The sequence below is a fragment of the Pseudomonas sp. JL2 genome (assembly GCF_031570495.1).
Classification (GTDB): domain Bacteria; phylum Pseudomonadota; class Gammaproteobacteria; order Pseudomonadales; family Pseudomonadaceae; genus Aquipseudomonas; species Aquipseudomonas rhizophila.
In genome coordinates this window covers 208,777-224,690 of record NZ_JAKUDH010000005.1, presented here as the reverse complement: position 1 = coordinate 224,690, position 15,914 = coordinate 208,777, and the positions used below count along the sequence as shown (strand labels likewise).

Here is a 15,914-nt window from a genome sequence, read left to right as displayed (position 1 = left end):
CAGGGATGCATGCTGATCCACCGCCATCGCGAGCAAGCTCGCTCCCACAGGGTATGAGTTGTGTCAGCGTAAGAAGGGTGCCCTTGGTGGCACCCTTTTTCATGCCCGGCGATTGGGCTATCCTCGACCTCTCCCGCGCCGCACCAGAGCCGGGTGTAGACGCAGGGAACCCCCAATGATCACCAGCAAGTTGCCGAATGTCGGCATCACTATCTTCACCCAGATGTCCCAGCTCGCCGCGCAGACCGGCGCCCTCAATCTGTCCCAGGGGTTTCCCGATTTCGATGGTCCGCAGGCCCTGCGCGATGCAGTCGGCCGGCATGTCGCCCAAGGGCATAACCAATACTCGCCCATGACCGGTTTGCCGGCGCTGCGCCAGCAGATCGCGGCGAAGATCGCCCGCAGCTATGGCGTCACCGTCGATGCCGACCAGGAAGTGACCGTGACCCCCGGTGCGACCCAGGCGATTTTCTGCGCCATCGCGGCAGTGGTTCACAGCGGCGACGAAGTGATCGTGTTCGACCCTTGCTACGACAGCTATGAGCCCGCCGTCGAGTTGGCCGGTGGCCGTTGTGTGCATGTGCAATTGGGCCTGGATGATTTCGCCATCGATTTCCAGAAGCTCGCTGAAGCCCTGAGCCCGCGTACGCGCATGATCATTCTCAACACGCCGCACAATCCCAGTGGCGCGCTGATCAGCCGCGCCGAACTCGACCAGTTGGCGGCGCTGATTCGTGACCGCGATATTTACCTGATCAGTGACGAAGTCTACGAACACCTGGTGTTCGACGGCGTCGCCCACGCCAGTGTCCTGGCCCATGAAGAACTGTACCGGCGGGCCTTTGTGGTCAGTTCCTTCGGTAAGACCTACCACGTCACCGGCTGGAAAACCGGCTATGTGGTGGCGCCACCCGCCCTGACGGCGGAACTGCGCAAGGTGCATCAGTACGTCAGCTTCTGCGGCGTGACGCCGTTGCAGTACGCCCTGGCCGACTACATGGCCGATCACCCGGAGCACGTCGAAGAACTGCCGGACTTCTACCAGGCCAAGCGTGACCTGTTCTGCGATTTGCTGGCCCCCTCGCGCTTCAGTTTCAAGCGAGTACCCGGCACCTATTTCCAACTGGTGGATTACTCGCAGATCCGCCCGGACCTCAATGACGTCGACATGGCAGTCTGGATGACCCGTGAGCACGGCGTGGCGACGATCCCTGTCTCGGTGTTCTACCAGAACCCACCCGAAGGCCAGCGCTTGGTGCGCCTGTGCTTTGCCAAACGCGAGGAGACGCTGCGCGAAGCGGCGGAAAAACTATGCGTGATCTGAGTACCTTGCCCAATCTCAATGTTGCGCTGATCCAGACCACCCTGGCCTGGCACGATCGCCAGGCCAATCTGGAACATTTCGAGGGCTTGCTTGCGCAGGCGCGCGGGGCGGACCTGATTATCCTGCCGGAAATGTTCACCACGGGTTTTTCCATGGAGTCCGAGACCCTGGCTGAGCCGGAAAACGGTCCTTCGCACAAGTGGCTCCAGGCTCAGGCTGCGAAGCTCGGAGCGGTGATCACCGGCAGTGTGATTATCCAGGCCGCCGACGGCAGCCATCGCAATCGTCTGCTCTGGGCACGACCGGACGGCGAAGTGCTGCATTACGACAAGCGTCATCTGTTCCGCATGGCCGGTGAGCATAATCACTACACGCCGGGCGAGCGCCAGGTGCTGTTCGAACTCAACGGCTGGCGGATCCGCCCGCTGATTTGCTATGACCTGCGTTTCCCGGTGTGGAGCCGCGACGCCGAGGACACCGACCTGTTGCTGTACACCGCCAACTGGCCCGGCGCGCGGCGCCAGCATTGGAACCGTCTGCTGCCGGCCCGAGCAATCGAGAACCTGTGCTACGTGGCCGCGGTAAACCGCATCGGCCACGACGGCAAGGGCTTTGCCTATACCGGTGACAGTCAGGTGCTGGACTTCCAGGGCGAAACCCTGCTCAGCACCGGTGAGGCCGACGGGGTATTCACTGTGTGTCTGAGTGCGGCGGAGCTGGCGGCTTACCGCGCACGCTTTCCGGCGAACCTGGATGCCGATCGTTTTGAATTCATCTGATTGAAACGTTTCAGCCCTTCAGAAGCGCTGGTGTTTGCCGATAACCGGGGCAGCCAAGGAGAAGTCCCTTATGACCAGCATCAGCGCAATCACGGTAAATCCATACCCTCTCTCTGCACCCAAGGTTTCCATCAAGGGTGCGGAAGACGAAGCAGCAGTCAGCCCAGCGGTATCGACTGACGCCAGCGAAGACAAAGACCGCCAGTTGAAAGTTGACACCAGTGGCGCGAACATCGGCGGTGCTCCAGCCAGCGGCAGCGGCGATGTCATCGAGCAGCTGAAAAAACAGATAGAGCAAACTGAAAAGCTGCTGGCCGAGCAGCAAGCCCAGTTGGCTCGCGTGCAGAAAAGCCAGGCCAACCAGGAGCAGAAAGCCCAGGAAGCCATGGCGATCCAGACTCAGATCATGGCGACCCAGGCCACATTGCAGACCTTGCAGGCTGCTTTGCTGCAGGCGATGACTATTTCGATTGATACCCATGCCTGAGACTTGTATTGCCTGACAGGCCGCCATCGCGAGCAGGCTCGCTCCCACACTGATCTTCAGCGGGTTCAAAATCCTGTGCCCACCTCAGATTCCCTGTGGGAGCGAGCCTGCTCGCGATGAGGCCGGAACAGTCACCCAAGTCATCAGCCAAACAAAAAGGCCCCAGGGTTCACACCCCAGGGCCTTTTGCATTTCAGCTAAACCATCAGGCCGCTTTGGCTTCCGGCTGGCTCAGGGAGCGGTTCAGCGCGCTGAACAGGGCCTTGAAGCTGGCGGTGGTGATGTTTTCGTCGATACCCACGCCGTGCACCGCACGCTCACCGTTGACCCGCAGCTCGATGTACGCCGCAGCCTTGGCGTTGGTGCCGGCGCCGATGGCGTGTTCGTTGTAGTCCATGATCTCCACCGGAATCGGCAGCCCGGCCACCAGCGCTTCCAGCGCGCCGTTGCCCTTGCCGCGCCAGTGCAGGTTGGTTTCGCCCTGGCCCTTGCTGGCCACTTCGACTTCCACGGCGCTGTTGCCGTTTTCTTCCTGCAGACGATGGCTGACCAGCGCGTACGGGGTGTTGGCTTGCAGGTATTCGCTGTGGAGCAGGGCATGGATCTGCTGGGCGGTCATTTCCAGGCCCAGGCGATCGGTTTCGCGCTGAACCACTTGGCTGAACTCGATCTGCATGCGACGCGGCAGGCTGATGCCGTATTCCTGTTCCAGCAGGTAGGCGATACCGCCCTTGCCCGACTGGCTGTTGACGCGGATCACCGCCTCGTAGCTGCGGCCAATGTCGGCCGGATCGATCGGCAGGTACGGCACTTCCCACAGGGTGTCCGGTTTCTGCTGGGCAAAACCTTTGCGAATGGCATCCTGGTGCGAGCCGGAGAACGCGGTGTGAACGAGGTCGCCCACGTACGGATGACGCGGGTGCACCGGGATCTGGTTGCACTCTTCGACCACTTTGCGCACGCCGTCGATGTCGGAGAAATCCAGCTCAGGGTTGATGCCCTGGGTGTAGAGGTTCAGCGCGACGGTCACCAGGTCGACGTTACCGGTGCGTTCGCCGTTGCCGAACAGGCAGCCTTCGACACGGTCGGCGCCGGCCATCAGGCCCAGTTCTGTGGCGGCTACGCCGGTGCCACGGTCGTTATGGGTGTGCAGGCTGATGAGCACGCTGTCGCGACGGGTGATGTTGCGACCGAACCACTCGATCTGGTCGGCGTAGACGTTCGGAGTCGCGACTTCCACGGTGGCCGGCAGGTTGAGGATGACCTTGCGCTCAGGCGTCGGGTTCCAGACCTCGATCACTGCGTCGCAGACTTCCTTGGCGAATTCCAGCTCGGTGGCGCTGAAGGTTTCTGGCGAGTATTCGAACTGCCACTGGGTTTCTGGCTGCTGCGCGGCGTATTTGACGAACAGCTTGGCCGCATTCACCGCGATTTCCTTCACGCCTTCCTTGTCCTGGTTGAACACGATGCGGCGGAACGAAGGGCTGGTGGCGTTGTACAGGTGGACGATGGCTTTTTTCGCGCCGCGCAGGGATTCGAACGTGCGGGCGATCAGGTCTTCACGGGCCTGGGTCAGCACCTGGATGGTGGTGTCGTCCGGGATGTGGCCTTCTTCGATGAGGGTACGCACGAAGTCGAAGTCGGTCTGCGAAGCCGCCGGGAACGACGCTTCGATTTCCTTCACGCCCACGGCGACCAGGGTTTTCCAGAAACGCAGCTTCTTGGCGGCGTCCATCGGCTCGATCAGCGACTGATTGCCGTCACGCAGGTCGGAACTGCACCAGATCGGCGCGGCGGTGATGGTCTTCGACGGCCAGGTGCGATCCGGCAGGTTGATGGTCGGGAAGGCGCGGTACTTGGAAGACGGGTCTTTGAGCATGCTCATCGCAGAATCCTTTTATTGTCGTGGCCGGGAAAAGGCGGCCTGCCGGTGGTTCGAACGGGGTGGCTTTACAGCCGGAACGAGGTGCCGCGATTCAGCCCGGCAGTCGTGCGCTGACGAGGCACAGGCTGCGGTGCTGGCGAAGCTGAATGAGGGTGTGAGAGGTTTTCATGCCTTCAACCCTAACCGCGCGGAGGGCGGATCGCAAGCAGTCGGGAAAAATTGAGATAAGTTCTGTTTTTAGGCGGGTTTGCGCGATTTAATCGCGCAGGTTCGAAGTGTTGATCTTGGAAATTGCGTCGATGTTTTGAGCTTGGCAATTCGCTGGATGGTGGGGATGTGGCTGCCGTCATCGCGAGTAGCCTCGCTCCCACAGGGATTTTCTGTTGGTCACAAATGTTGTGTTCACAAGAGATCCAAGTGTGGGAGCGAGCCTGCTCGCGATGACGGCAGCTTCACCGCAAAAAACTCAGGGCTGGAATGCCCCGATAAAAATCGCCGGATCCACCCGCGCATCGTTCAGGCTGATATTCCAGTGCATGTGCGGGCCAGTTGCCCGGCCCGTGGAGCCGACTTTGCCGACGACCGTGCCGCGCTTGAGCTGCTGGCCGACCTTCACGTCGATCTTCGACATGTGGCAGAACATGCTGATGAAACCCTGGCCGTGATCGACAAACACGGTGTTGCCATTGAAGAAGTAATTGCCGGTGAGGATCACCTTGCCAGCGGCCGGAGTCTTGATGGGTGTGCCGGCGGGCACGGCGAAGTCCAGGCCTGCGTGGGGGTTGCGTTCTTCGCCGTTGAAGAAGCGCCGCACGCCGAACTTGCTCGACATCGGACCATTGACCGGCTTGTCCAGCAGCAGGTTGCTGGGGATGTTCGGGCTGAAGCTGCGATAGGCCTTCAGTTGCACGGCCAGTTCGGCGTTGATGCGTTTGAGGTCCGCCGGGTTCGGATTGACCTGGCGCTTGTTCTTCAGGGTGATGTGTTGCTCGGGGTACTTTTTATAGCCGACCACGAACGGCTGGGTGCTGCCGCCACTGCTGATCTGCTGGGTGCCGGGCTTGACCGTCAGCGGGATGCCGACAATCGCCAGCCAGTTATCCTTTTCCTTGACCACCAGCACCGGTTTGCCCTGGTAACTGGCTTTTGGCGCCTGGGCCGCGCTGCCCAGGTCCACCACGGCCACGCCGCCGGGCACCGGTTTGTTCAGCAGGCGGGTGATGTAACTGTCGGCGTTGGCGTTGAAGGTCAGGCACAGCAAGAGCAATGGGGCGAGATATCGCGGCATGAATCAATCCAATAGAGAAAGGGTGACCGGCGTCAGGTGATTGTCTTCGACCCGCACCAGCAGTTCGCCTTCACCGAGCCGCGCGGTCAGGCGCTGGCCGGTTTGGGTCTGCGCGGCGTTGCGGATCGCCTGGCCGCGTTCGTCCAGCAAAATACTGTAGCCGCGGCCGAGGGTCGCCAGGGGGCTGACAATGTGCAGCGTCTGCATCTGGTTTTGCAGTTGCAGGCGTCGCGCCTTCAGGCCCTCGCGCATGGCCCGGGGCAAGCGCGCGGCGAGGCTGTCCAGGCGTTGGCGCAGCAGTGCCAGGTGCCGCCCCGGATGTTGCCCGGCCAGGCGAGTTTCCAGGCGGATCAGGCGTTCGCGGCGGGTATTGAGGCTGCGCTCGAAGGCCCGGCGCATGCGCATGTCCAGGTCGTCGAGGCGCTGGGCTTGCTGGCGCAGGCGCTCACCGGGGTGGCGCAGGCGTCGGGTCAGGCCTTCAAGGCGCAGTTGATCGCGCATCAGGCGGTCGCGCATGCGCATCACCAGCCGCCGGTGCAGGCTTTCGACCCGGCGCACCAGGTCGCCGGCATCGGGGGCCAGCAGTTCGGCTGCGGCGGACGGGGTCGGGGCGCGCACGTCAGCGACGAAATCGCTGATGGACACGTCGGTTTCATGGCCGACGGCGCTGACGATCGGCGTGACGCAGGCGTCCACCGCCCGGGCCACGGCTTCTTCGTTGAAGCACCACAAGTCTTCCAGTGAGCCGCCGCCTCGGGCCAGGATCAGCGCATCGAACCCCCGGGCATCCGCCAGTTTCAGCGCGCGGACGATTTGCGCCGTGGCTTCGCGGCCCTGTACGGCGGTGGGGATCAGCGTCAGGGAAATCTGCGGCGCACGGCGGCGGAAGACGCTGATGATGTCGCGGATCACCGCGCCGGTGGGCGAACTGATGATGCCGATGCGTTGCGGATGGGCCGGCAGCGGCACCTTGCGCTCGGCGCTGAACAGGCCTTCGGCGCTGAGCTTTTCCTTGAGCGCATCGAAGGCCAGGCGCAGGGCGCCATCGCCGGCCGGTTCCACGGTGTCGAGAATCAGCTGATAGTCGCCGCGCCCCTCGAACAGTGAGACCTTGCCGCGTACTTTCACCGCCAGTCCGTCTTTGAGGGCTTGACGCACCCGCGCGGCATTTTGCCGGAACAGTGCGCAACGCACCTGGGCGCCGCTGTCCTTGAGGGTGAAATACACATGGCCGGAGGCAGGGCGGGCAAGGTTGGAAATTTCGCCCTCGACCCAGATGTTGCTGAACACGTCTTCAAGCAGCACCCGCGCACGGCCGTTGAGCTGGCTGACAGTCAGGACCTCGCGGTCCAGGCCCAGTCGGGCAAAGGGATCTTTAATCATGGGCAGCATGATAAGGGCATTCGCTGCTCAATCTCCATGTTCACCGAAAAACCTTCCGGGAATTGGCGCGGTACAATGCACCATTGCCCATAGGTTCAAGGTGGGCGCGGGCTTGCTCGTCGCCACCCGTAGATTCGCCGCAGGATGTCCCATGAATTCGCAAAGCATCATCGTCCCGAAAATTTCTACCCTGCCGGTCCACGAGCCTCGGGCCCGGGCGGTTGTGCGCTGGCTGGTGCGCAAGAATATCGTCGAAGAACAACTGACCACCTGCGGGCGTACCGGCAATCGCATGGCCCACGCCATCGCCCCCGGCGCCCGCGAGGTGGTCATGCACCCTGAGGCCTTGCCGTTTGGCGAACCGGTCAATGGCTTGGAAATCATCACCAAGCGCTGCATCTATACCCCGGCCAAAGGCTTTCTCGAGGAAGCGGGCTGCGCCGAATGCCGCAAGGAAATCGGCGAGGCGCTGTTCGAAAGCCTGGAAGACTGGATGCCGGCCCGCACCGACAACTTCACTTGCCCAGAGTGTGGGCATGAAGATGACATCAATGGCTTTCTGTTCCTGCAACCGTGTGGCTTTTCCAATTTGGGGTTTATCTTCAACAACTGGCTCGAGGCGGGGTTCAAGCAGGACTTTATCGACGAGTTCGCCGACTGGCTGGATCAGCCGGTGAGTTGGGTGAAGGTGGAGTTGTAAGAGAGCGATTCCCCCCCTGTGGGAGCGAGCCTGCTCGCGATTGGCGTCGGGTCAGTTGGCACGGTGTTGACCGATACACCGCTATCGCGAGCAGGCTCGCTCCCACAAGGGAATGTGTAGCAATCGGGCAGTGTTTAGCCCCTTCAATCACCCCGGCAATAATAGACAGAGTTTTACATTGAGCCAGAGGGGGTGCATGTATATAATGGCGCGCTTCCATTTTCCCGCTCGGGAGCCCCCGCGATGCTGCGTATCAGCCAAGAAGCTCTGACCTTCGACGACATTCTCCTAGTGCCCGGTTATTCCGAGGTACTGCCTAACGAAGTCAGTCTCAAAACCCGTCTTACCCGTGGCATCGAACTGAATATCCCGTTGGTTTCCGCCGCCATGGACACCGTGACCGAAGCCCGTCTGGCCATTGCCATGGCCCAGGAAGGCGGTATCGGTATCATCCACAAGAACATGACCATCGAACAGCAGGCCGCCGAAGTGCGCAAGGTCAAGCGGTTCGAGGCTGGCGTGGTCAAGGACCCGATCACCATCGAGGCTGACGCCACGGTTCGCGATCTGTTCGAACTGACCCGCATGCACAACATCTCCGGCGTTCCGGTGCTGCACGATGGTGACCTGGTCGGCATCGTCACCTCCCGCGACGTGCGTTTCGAGAACCGCCTGGACGCCACCGTCCGTCAAGTGATGACGCCTAAAGAGCGTCTGGTCACGGTCAAGGAAGGCATCGGCAAGGACGAAGTTCGCGAGTTGCTGCACAAGCACCGCATCGAGCGCGTGCTGATCGTCGACGACAAGTTCGCCCTCAAGGGCATGATGACCGTCAATGACATCGAAAAAGCCAAGGCTTATCCGCTGGCCAGCAAGGACGACCAGGGTCGTCTGCGCGTAGGCGCTGCGGTCGGCACCGGCAAGGACACTGGCGACCGCGTCGCGGCCCTGGTCAATGCCGGCGTCGACGTGGTGGTGGTCGACACCGCCCACGGTCACTCCAAAGGCGTGATTGACCGCGTTCGCTGGGTCAAGCAGAACTTCCCTGAAGTGCAGGTGATCGGCGGCAACATCGCCACCGGCGCTGCCGCCAAGGCCCTGGCCGAAGCTGGCGCCGATGCGGTCAAGGTCGGTATCGGCCCAGGCTCGATCTGCACCACCCGCATCGTTGCCGGTGTCGGCGTGCCGCAGATCAGCGCCATCGCCAACGTCGCCGCAGCCCTTGAAGGCACTGGCGTACCGTTGATCGCCGACGGCGGCATCCGCTTCTCCGGTGACCTGTCCAAGGCCATCGTCGCCGGGGCCTCCTGCGTGATGATGGGGTCGATGTTTGCCGGTACTGAAGAAGCACCAGGCGAGATCGAACTGTTCCAGGGTCGCAGCTACAAGGCTTACCGCGGCATGGGCTCGCTGGGCGCCATGTCCCAGGCCCAAGGCTCTTCCGACCGTTACTTCCAGGACTCCTCCGCGGGTGCCGAGAAGCTGGTGCCCGAAGGCATCGAAGGTCGCGTGCCATACAAAGGCACCCTGAGCGCCATCATCCATCAACTGATGGGCGGCCTGCGTTCTTCCATGGGCTACACCGGCAGCGCCAACATTGAAGAGATGCGCACCAAGCCGGAGTTCGTCCGCATCACCGGCGCCGGCATGGCCGAGTCCCATGTCCACGACGTACAGATCACCAAGGAAGCGCCGAACTACCGCGTAGGTTAAGGCCTTCAGCAAAACGTTAATCACCGGGGCTGTTCATTCAGCCCCGAGTTGTTTCTGATTCACTACATGAGAATGAGTCATGGCCCTCGACATTCACGCTCACCGCATCCTGATCCTCGACTTCGGTTCCCAGTACACCCAGCTGATCGCCCGCCGCGTGCGTGAAATCGGCGTGTACTGCGAATTGCATCCGTTCGACATGGATGACGAAGCGATTCGCGAATTCGCGCCTAAAGGCGTCATCCTCGCCGGCGGCCCCGAGTCTGTGCACGAAGCCGACAGCCCGCGTTGCCCGCAAGCGGTGTTCGACCTGGGCGTGCCGGTCTTCGGTATCTGCTACGGCATGCAGACCATGGCTGAACAGCTGGGCGGTAAGGTAGAAGGCTCCGACCTGCGTGAGTTCGGTTATGCCCGCGTCGACGTGGTCGGCAAGAGCCGCCTGTTGGACGGCATCGAAGACCATATCGATGCCGACGGCCTGTTTGGCCTCGACGTGTGGATGAGCCACGGTGACAAGGTCACCAAGATGCCGGAAGACTTCCACATCCTGGCCAGCACTCCGAGCTGCCCGATTGCCGGCATGTTCAACGATGATCGCCGTTACTACGGCGTGCAGTTCCACCCGGAAGTGACCCATACCAAGCAAGGCGGTCGCATCCTGTCGCGCTTCATCCTCGATATCTGCGAGTGCGAAGCCCTGTGGACACCATCGAAAATCGCTGAAGACGCCATCGCCCAGGTTCGCGCCCAGGTCGGCACCGACAACGTACTGCTCGGCTTGTCCGGCGGCGTGGACTCCTCGGTGGTTGCCGCGTTGCTGCACAAGGCCATCGGCGATCAACTGACCTGCGTCTTCGTCGACAACGGCCTGCTGCGCCTGCACGAAGGCGAGCAAGTGATGGCCATGTTCGCCGAGAACATGGGCGTCAAGGTGATCCGCGCCAACGCCGAAGAGCAGTTCCTGAACAACCTGGCCGGCGAGTCCGACCCGGAGAAGAAGCGCAAGATCATCGGCCGCACCTTCATCGACGTATTCGATGCCGAATCCTGCAAGCTGGACAACATCAAGTACCTGGCTCAAGGCACCATCTACCCCGACGTGATCGAGTCGGCCGGCGCCAAGAGCGGCAAGGCCCACGTGATCAAGTCCCACCACAACGTCGGTGGCCTGCCGGAAGAAATGAACCTCAAGCTGGTCGAGCCGCTGCGCGAGCTGTTCAAGGATGAGGTACGTCGCCTCGGCCTGGAACTGGGCCTGCCGTACGACATGGTCTACCGCCACCCATTCCCAGGCCCGGGCCTGGGCGTGCGGATCCTCGGTGAAGTGAAGAAGGAATACGCCGACCTGCTGCGTCGCGCCGACCACATCTTCATCGAAGAACTGCGTAAGGCCGACTGGTACCACAAGGTCAGCCAGGCGTTCGTGGTGTTCCAACCGGTGAAATCGGTGGGCGTGGTCGGCGATGGCCGTCGCTACGCCTGGGTCGTGGCCCTGCGCGCCGTGGAAACCATCGACTTCATGACCGCTCGCTGGGCGCACCTGCCGTACGAGCTGCTGGAAACCGTTTCCGGGCGGATCATCAACGAAATCGAAGGCATCTCCCGCGTGACGTATGACGTGTCGAGCAAGCCGCCGGCGACGATTGAGTGGGAGTGATCCTGACCAGGCCTTGATGACCTGAGCTGTATGGAAGAAAAGCCCTGTGGATAACTTTCCCAGGGCTTTTTTCATTTTCGCTGGCTTTACGCTTTCTTGCCGAAGCGCAGGGGTGGCGTGGTGCCGAGGACTAGGAAATGGAATACACCTTTACCTTGAAATATCAGCTCGCTGGTGATGACTGTCCCGCGGATGAACTGGTCGAGCGGCTGGGTGAGGCTGGCTGTGACGACGCTCTGGTAGGCATTGGGCAACCGGGGCGGCTGGCGCTTGAGTTCACTCGCGAGGCTGCGGATGCGATCAGGGCCGTGCTTAGCGCCCTGGGCGATGTCCGCCGCGCGGTGCCGTCGGCCAAACTGATCGAGGTTGCTCCTGACTGGGTCGGGCTGACCGACGTAGCCGAAATCGTAGGCGTATCTCGACAGAACATGCGCAAGCTGATGTTGGCTCATCCTGGCAGCTTCCCGACGCCTGTGCACGAAGGGAGTTCGTCTATCTGGCACTTGGCAGACATCCTGACCTGGCTGCAGGCCAAGGGCAGCTATTCACTTCCCAAGCACGTGCTGGATCTGGCGCAGGTGGCTTTGCAGATCAACGTTGCGAAAGAGGGGCGGCGGTTACCTGGCTTGGCTGTCAGAGAGTTGGAAGCTTTGGTTGGGTGACGGTCTGAACCGCTTGGGGCGCCATTAGGCGCCCTTGTCGCATCTGACGATCATGGCTCGACCGGGTGGCGCGACAATCCTTCACTTAATATTTCTCAATTGCAGGTGTATCGTATTCGCCTTTTGCGGGCCCACTGGTCCGCCGCAGATTCAAGAGGTGGTCGCTTCATGTCCTTTACCCGTCGCCAAATACTCGGTGGCCTGGCCGGTCTTGTTGTCGTTGGCGTAGGGGCGGGGGGCGCGTCGCGGTATTGGTTGGGCAAGATGGCCGATGCCGAGGCCGGTCACGACTATGAGTTGATCGCCGCGCCCCTGGACGTGGAGCTGATGGCCGGGCACAAGACCCAGGCCTGGGCCTTTGGTCCGTCGGCACCGGGTACTGAATTGCGGGTGCGTCAGGGCGAATGGTTGCGAGTGCGCTTCATTAATCACCTGCCGGTTGCGACCACCATTCACTGGCACGGTATCCGTCTGCCGCTGGAGATGGACGGTGTGCCGTATGTCTCGCAATTGCCGGTGCTGCCGGGTGAATACTTCGATTACAAATTCCGCGTGCCGGACGCCGGCAGCTATTGGTATCACCCCCACGTCAACAGCAGCGAAGAGCTCGGTCGCGGGCTCGTTGGGCCTTTGATTGTCGAGGAGCGTGCGCCCACCGGCTTCAAATACGAACAAACCCTCAGCCTCAAGAACTGGCATGTGGATGAGCAAGGCGAGTTCGTCGCCTTCAGCATTCCCCGTGAAGCGGCCCGTGGCGGGACGGCCGGGCGTCTGTCGACTATCAACGGCGAGCCGCTGCCGGTGATTGATCTGCCGGCCGGGCAGATCACCCGGGTGCGTTTGCTCAATCTCGACAACACTCTCACTTACCGCATCAACATCCCCGGCGTTGAAGCGCAGATCTATGCGTTGGACGGCAACCCTATCGAACCGCGCCCGCTGGGCAAGGAATACTGGCTGGGTCCGGGCATGCGCATTTGTCTGGCGATCAAGGCGCCGGCGGCCGGGGAGGAGTTGTCATTGCGCAATGGTCCGGTGCGGCTGGGCACTTTGCGCTCCGTGCCCAACAACGAGGCGCCGGCCCAGTGGCCGCCTGCGTTGCCACCTAACCCGGTGGCCGAGCCAGACCTGGCCAATGCCGAGAAACTCAACTTCAATTTCGAGTGGGTCGGTTCGGTGTCGGTCAATGTCGACAACGGCAAACCACCGAGTTTGTGGCAGATCAACGGCAAGGCCTGGGACATCACCGACAAGACCTGCGCCGATCGGCCAATCGCCATGCTGAAAAAAGGCCAGAGTTACATTTTTGAATTGAAGAACATGACTCAGTACCAGCATCCGATCCATTTGCACGGCATGAGCTTCAAAGTGATTGCGTCCAACCGGCACAAGGTCATCCCATATTTCACCGACACTTACCTGCTGGGCAAGAACGAGCGGGCGCAGGTCGCGCTGGTGGCGGATAACCCAGGCGTGTGGATGTTCCATTGCCATGTGATCGACCACATGGAAACCGGCCTGATGGCCGCCATCGAGGTGGCGTGATGCGCCAGATTCGCCCCGCCAAAATCATCGACCGCAGCCGTGACCAGGATTTCATGCGCGAAGCCCTGAACCTCGCCGCACAAGGCGCGGCTTTGGGTGAAGTGCCGGTGGGCGCGGTGCTGGTGCAGGACGGTGAGATCATCGGCCGCGGCTTCAACTGCCCGATCAGCGGCCACGACCCCAGCGCCCATGCGGAAATGGTCGCCATCCGCGCCGCCGCCCAGGCCGTGAACAACTATCGCCTGCCCGGCAGCACCCTCTACGTGACGCTGGAGCCGTGCAGCATGTGCGCCGGCCTCATCGTTCACTCGCGCATCGCCCGGGTCGTCTACGGCGCCCTGGAGCCCAAGGCCGGCATTGTGCAGAGCCAGGGGCAGTTTTTCAGCCAGGGGTTTCTGAATCACCGGGTGATGTTCGAGGGCGGGGTGTTGGCTGACGAGTGCAGTGCGGTGTTGAGCGAGTTCTTCAAGGCCCGCAGAGCCAGATCCCAAGACTGACGCTGTACCCTGTGGGAGCGGGCTTGCTCGCGAAAGCGGCGTGTCAGTCACATAGATGTTGAATGGTTCGCCGCCATCGCGAGCAAGCTCAGCTCCCACATGGGGTCCCGGGTGTCCACAGACCCTGCGTTCACCACAATCCCTGTGGGAGCTGAGCTTGCTCGCGATAGCGGTGGGTCAGCTTGCATTCATGTTGAATGTGCTGCCGCCTTCGCGAGCAAGCCCGCTCCCACAGAGGGGGTTTGTGGTACCTGGGCGATTTATTTCCGCGCCACAATCACCGCCCGCATTGGCGCCGGCAGTCCTTCGATAGTTTTGCTGTGGTCGGCGGGATCGAGAAAGTCGCTAAGCGACTGATACTTCATCCACTCGGTGCTGCGCTGTTCTTCCACGGTGGTCAAACTCACGTCCACGCAGCGCACATCGCTGAAGCCGGCGCGGCGCAGCCAGCGTTCCAGGGCCGGTACCGAGGGCAGGAACCACACGTTGCGCATCTGTGCGTAACGGTCCTCGGGGACCAGCACCTGATGTTCATCGCCCTCGATCACCAGGGTTTCCAGGACCAGTTCGCCGCCCTTGACCAGGCAATCCTTGAGCGCCAGCAAATGCTCGATTGGCGAGCGACGGTGGTAGAACACACCCATGGAAAACACTGTGTCGAAGCCTTCCAGCTCCGGCGGCAGCGCCTCGAATGGAAATGGCAGGTGCCAGGCGTTGGGCTGCGCGAGGTAACGCTGCACGGCCTGGAACTGGCAGAAGAACAGCCAGTTGGGATCGACGCCGATCACCGTGTCGGCGCCAGCGCCGAGCATCCGCCACATGTAATAACCATTGCCGCAGCCCACATCGAGAATGCGCTTGCCCACCAGGTCCAGGTGCGGGGCGACCCGCGACCACTTCCAGTCCGAACGCCATTCGGTGTCAACGTGCACGCCAAACAGGTCGAAAGGCCCTTTGCGCCATGGCGACAGGCCCATCAGCGCCGTACGCATTTGAGCTCGGGTTTCGTCGGAGCAATCGGTGTCGAGGGTCAGGCCGTTCAGCAGGTCGATCCGGGTCGGTTGCAGCACCGGCAAGGCATCGAGGGCGCTCTGCCAACGTTCCAGGTCGCCATGACCCTTTTCCATTTTGCTGTCCAGTTGCGTTTGCAACGTCGCGGCCCAATCGGCCAGAGGTGTGCCGGCCAGATGGCGGGCCAGGGGAGACAGATCAATCATGGCAGGGCAATCAACGAGGCAAAATTAAGACACTGGAACCACGGCACGACTTTCGAGAAGCCGGCCGCCAGCAGGCGTTCGCGGTGTTCTTCGAGGCTGTCGGGCTTCATGACGTTTTCGATGGCGCTGCGCTTCTGGGCGATTTCCAGCTCGCTGTAGCCGTTGGCGCGCTTGAACGCCACATGCAGGTCGTTGAGCAGCGCGTGCTCTTGTTCATCGTTAAAGCGCAGCTTCTCCGAGAGGATCAACGCACCGCCGGGCAGCAGGGACTGGCGAATGCGGCTCAACAAGGCGGTACGCTGATCCGGCGCGATGAATTGCAGGGTGAAGTTCAGCGCTACCACCGAGGCCGGCTGGAACGTCAGGGCGAGGATGTCGCCTTCGATCACTTCAACCGGCAGCAACTCCTGGAACATCGAGTCCTGGCCGTTAAGGTACTCGCGGCAGCGCTCGACCATGGCCGCCGAGTTATCCACCGCAATCACCCGGCAACCGTCGGTGCGCACATGGCGGCGCAGGGCCTGGGTCACCGCGCCCAGGGACGAGCCCAGGTCGTAGAGGACGCTGCCCGGCTGGGCAAATTGCGCGGCGAGCACGCCCAGGTTCTCGACGATGGTCGGGTAACCCGGCACCGAACGCTTGATCATGTCCGGAAACACCCGCACCACGTCCTCGTTAAAGGCGAAGTCAGGCACCTGGGCCAGGGGCTGGGCGAATAGACGATCGGGTTCTTTGCTCACGGCAGTTCCAGCGGCATGGGTGGTGAAAAGGCCGGCA

General features: G+C 61.8%; 14 protein-coding genes. 9 read left to right on the top strand and 5 right to left on the bottom strand.

Going from position 1 to position 15,914, the window contains the following annotated elements; all coding sequences use genetic code 11:
* Positions 1–175: 175 nt before the first annotated feature.
* From MKS85_RS10145 to MKS85_RS10135, 3 genes are all read left to right on the top strand, one after another.
* A complete protein-coding gene (locus MKS85_RS10145) occupies positions 176–1,324 on the top strand; it encodes a pyridoxal phosphate-dependent aminotransferase (protein ID WP_139051094.1) in 1,149 nt (382 codons plus the stop codon).
* Positions 1,312–2,103 (top strand): amidohydrolase, encoded by a 792-nt coding sequence (locus tag MKS85_RS10140; RefSeq protein WP_076386229.1) that lies wholly within the window; start codon positions 1,312–1,314, stop codon positions 2,101–2,103. The genes MKS85_RS10145 and MKS85_RS10140 overlap by 13 nt, the downstream gene beginning before the upstream one ends.
* A 70-nt stretch (positions 2,104–2,173) precedes the next feature.
* Positions 2,174–2,590, top strand: a complete 417-nt coding sequence (locus MKS85_RS10135; RefSeq protein ID WP_047227483.1) for a hypothetical protein — start codon at positions 2,174–2,176, stop codon at positions 2,588–2,590.
* Positions 2,591–2,795: 205 nt separating this feature from the next.
* Here the strand turns inward: MKS85_RS10135 and leuA are convergent, their stop codons facing one another.
* The 3 genes from leuA to xseA all read right to left on the bottom strand — a co-directional run bounded on the left by leuA (position 2,796) and on the right by xseA (position 7,146).
* Positions 2,796–4,475 (bottom strand): 2-isopropylmalate synthase, encoded by a 1,680-nt coding sequence (gene leuA, locus MKS85_RS10130; RefSeq protein ID WP_047227484.1) that lies wholly within the window; start codon positions 4,473–4,475, stop codon positions 2,796–2,798.
* A 466-nt stretch (positions 4,476–4,941) separates the two neighbouring features.
* A complete protein-coding gene (locus MKS85_RS10125; protein ID WP_047227485.1) occupies positions 4,942–5,763 on the bottom strand; it encodes a peptidoglycan DD-metalloendopeptidase family protein in 822 nt (273 codons plus the stop codon).
* Between the two features lie 3 nt (positions 5,764–5,766).
* Positions 5,767–7,146 (bottom strand): exodeoxyribonuclease VII large subunit, encoded by a 1,380-nt coding sequence (gene xseA / locus MKS85_RS10120; protein WP_139051124.1) that lies wholly within the window; start codon positions 7,144–7,146, stop codon positions 5,767–5,769.
* A 151-nt stretch (positions 7,147–7,297) separates the two neighbouring features.
* Between xseA and MKS85_RS10115 the strand changes: the two genes are divergently transcribed.
* The 6 genes from MKS85_RS10115 to tadA all read left to right on the top strand — a co-directional run bounded on the left by MKS85_RS10115 (position 7,298) and on the right by tadA (position 13,920).
* Positions 7,298–7,846 (top strand): sugar ABC transporter ATPase, encoded by a 549-nt coding sequence (locus tag MKS85_RS10115; RefSeq protein WP_188251290.1) that lies wholly within the window; start codon positions 7,298–7,300, stop codon positions 7,844–7,846.
* A gap of 243 nt (positions 7,847–8,089) precedes the next feature.
* The gene (gene guaB / locus MKS85_RS10110; RefSeq protein ID WP_047227487.1) at positions 8,090–9,559 is read left to right on the top strand and encodes an IMP dehydrogenase; all 1,470 of its coding nucleotides are present in this window, start codon (positions 8,090–8,092) and stop codon (positions 9,557–9,559) included.
* A 79-nt stretch (positions 9,560–9,638) separates the two neighbouring features.
* A complete protein-coding gene (gene guaA, locus MKS85_RS10105; RefSeq protein WP_047227488.1) occupies positions 9,639–11,216 on the top strand; it encodes a glutamine-hydrolyzing GMP synthase in 1,578 nt (525 codons plus the stop codon).
* Positions 11,217–11,353: 137 nt separating this feature from the next.
* Positions 11,354–11,878, top strand: a complete 525-nt coding sequence (locus MKS85_RS10100; RefSeq protein ID WP_188251289.1) for an AlpA family transcriptional regulator — start codon at positions 11,354–11,356, stop codon at positions 11,876–11,878.
* Positions 11,879–12,046: 168 nt separating this feature from the next.
* On the top strand, positions 12,047–13,423 hold the full coding sequence (locus tag MKS85_RS10095) for a multicopper oxidase family protein (RefSeq protein WP_188251288.1): 1,377 nt from the start codon (positions 12,047–12,049) through the stop codon (positions 13,421–13,423).
* A complete protein-coding gene (gene tadA, locus MKS85_RS10090) occupies positions 13,423–13,920 on the top strand; it encodes a tRNA adenosine(34) deaminase TadA (RefSeq protein WP_188251287.1) in 498 nt (165 codons plus the stop codon). Before MKS85_RS10095 ends, tadA begins: the two co-directional genes overlap by 1 nt.
* 260 nt (positions 13,921–14,180) lie before the next feature.
* Here tadA and cmoB read toward each other — a convergent pair whose 3' ends face one another.
* Together cmoB and cmoA are read right to left on the bottom strand one after the other, a co-directional pair.
* On the bottom strand, positions 14,181–15,137 hold the full coding sequence (cmoB, locus tag MKS85_RS10085) for a tRNA 5-methoxyuridine(34)/uridine 5-oxyacetic acid(34) synthase CmoB (RefSeq protein ID WP_188251286.1): 957 nt from the start codon (positions 15,135–15,137) through the stop codon (positions 14,181–14,183).
* The gene (cmoA, locus tag MKS85_RS10080) at positions 15,134–15,877 is read right to left on the bottom strand and encodes a carboxy-S-adenosyl-L-methionine synthase CmoA (protein WP_139051087.1); all 744 of its coding nucleotides are present in this window, start codon (positions 15,875–15,877) and stop codon (positions 15,134–15,136) included. The genes cmoB and cmoA overlap by 4 nt, the downstream gene beginning before the upstream one ends.
* Positions 15,878–15,914 lie beyond the last annotated feature (37 nt).

Bases quoted from the DNA above. Each gene is read 5' to 3' on its own strand.
- MKS85_RS10145 (WP_139051094.1), top strand. From the start codon at position 176: ATGATCACCAGCAAGTTGCCGAATGTCGGCATCACTATCTTCACCCAG.
- MKS85_RS10140 (WP_076386229.1), top strand. From the start codon at position 1,312: ATGCGTGATCTGAGTACCTTGCCCAATCTCAATGTTGCGCTGATCCAG.
- MKS85_RS10135 (WP_047227483.1), top strand. From the start codon at position 2,174: ATGACCAGCATCAGCGCAATCACGGTAAATCCATACCCTCTCTCTGCA.
- leuA (WP_047227484.1), bottom strand. From the start codon at position 4,475: ATGAGCATGCTCAAAGACCCGTCTTCCAAGTACCGCGCCTTCCCGACC.
- MKS85_RS10125 (WP_047227485.1), bottom strand. From the start codon at position 5,763: ATGCCGCGATATCTCGCCCCATTGCTCTTGCTGTGCCTGACCTTCAAC.
- xseA (WP_139051124.1), bottom strand. From the start codon at position 7,146: ATGATTAAAGATCCCTTTGCCCGACTGGGCCTGGACCGCGAGGTCCTG.
- MKS85_RS10115 (WP_188251290.1), top strand. From the start codon at position 7,298: ATGAATTCGCAAAGCATCATCGTCCCGAAAATTTCTACCCTGCCGGTC.
- guaB (WP_047227487.1), top strand. From the start codon at position 8,090: ATGCTGCGTATCAGCCAAGAAGCTCTGACCTTCGACGACATTCTCCTA.
- guaA (WP_047227488.1), top strand. From the start codon at position 9,639: ATGGCCCTCGACATTCACGCTCACCGCATCCTGATCCTCGACTTCGGT.
- MKS85_RS10100 (WP_188251289.1), top strand. From the start codon at position 11,354: ATGGAATACACCTTTACCTTGAAATATCAGCTCGCTGGTGATGACTGT.
- MKS85_RS10095 (WP_188251288.1), top strand. From the start codon at position 12,047: ATGTCCTTTACCCGTCGCCAAATACTCGGTGGCCTGGCCGGTCTTGTT.
- tadA (WP_188251287.1), top strand. From the start codon at position 13,423: ATGCGCCAGATTCGCCCCGCCAAAATCATCGACCGCAGCCGTGACCAG.
- cmoB (WP_188251286.1), bottom strand. From the start codon at position 15,137: ATGATTGATCTGTCTCCCCTGGCCCGCCATCTGGCCGGCACACCTCTG.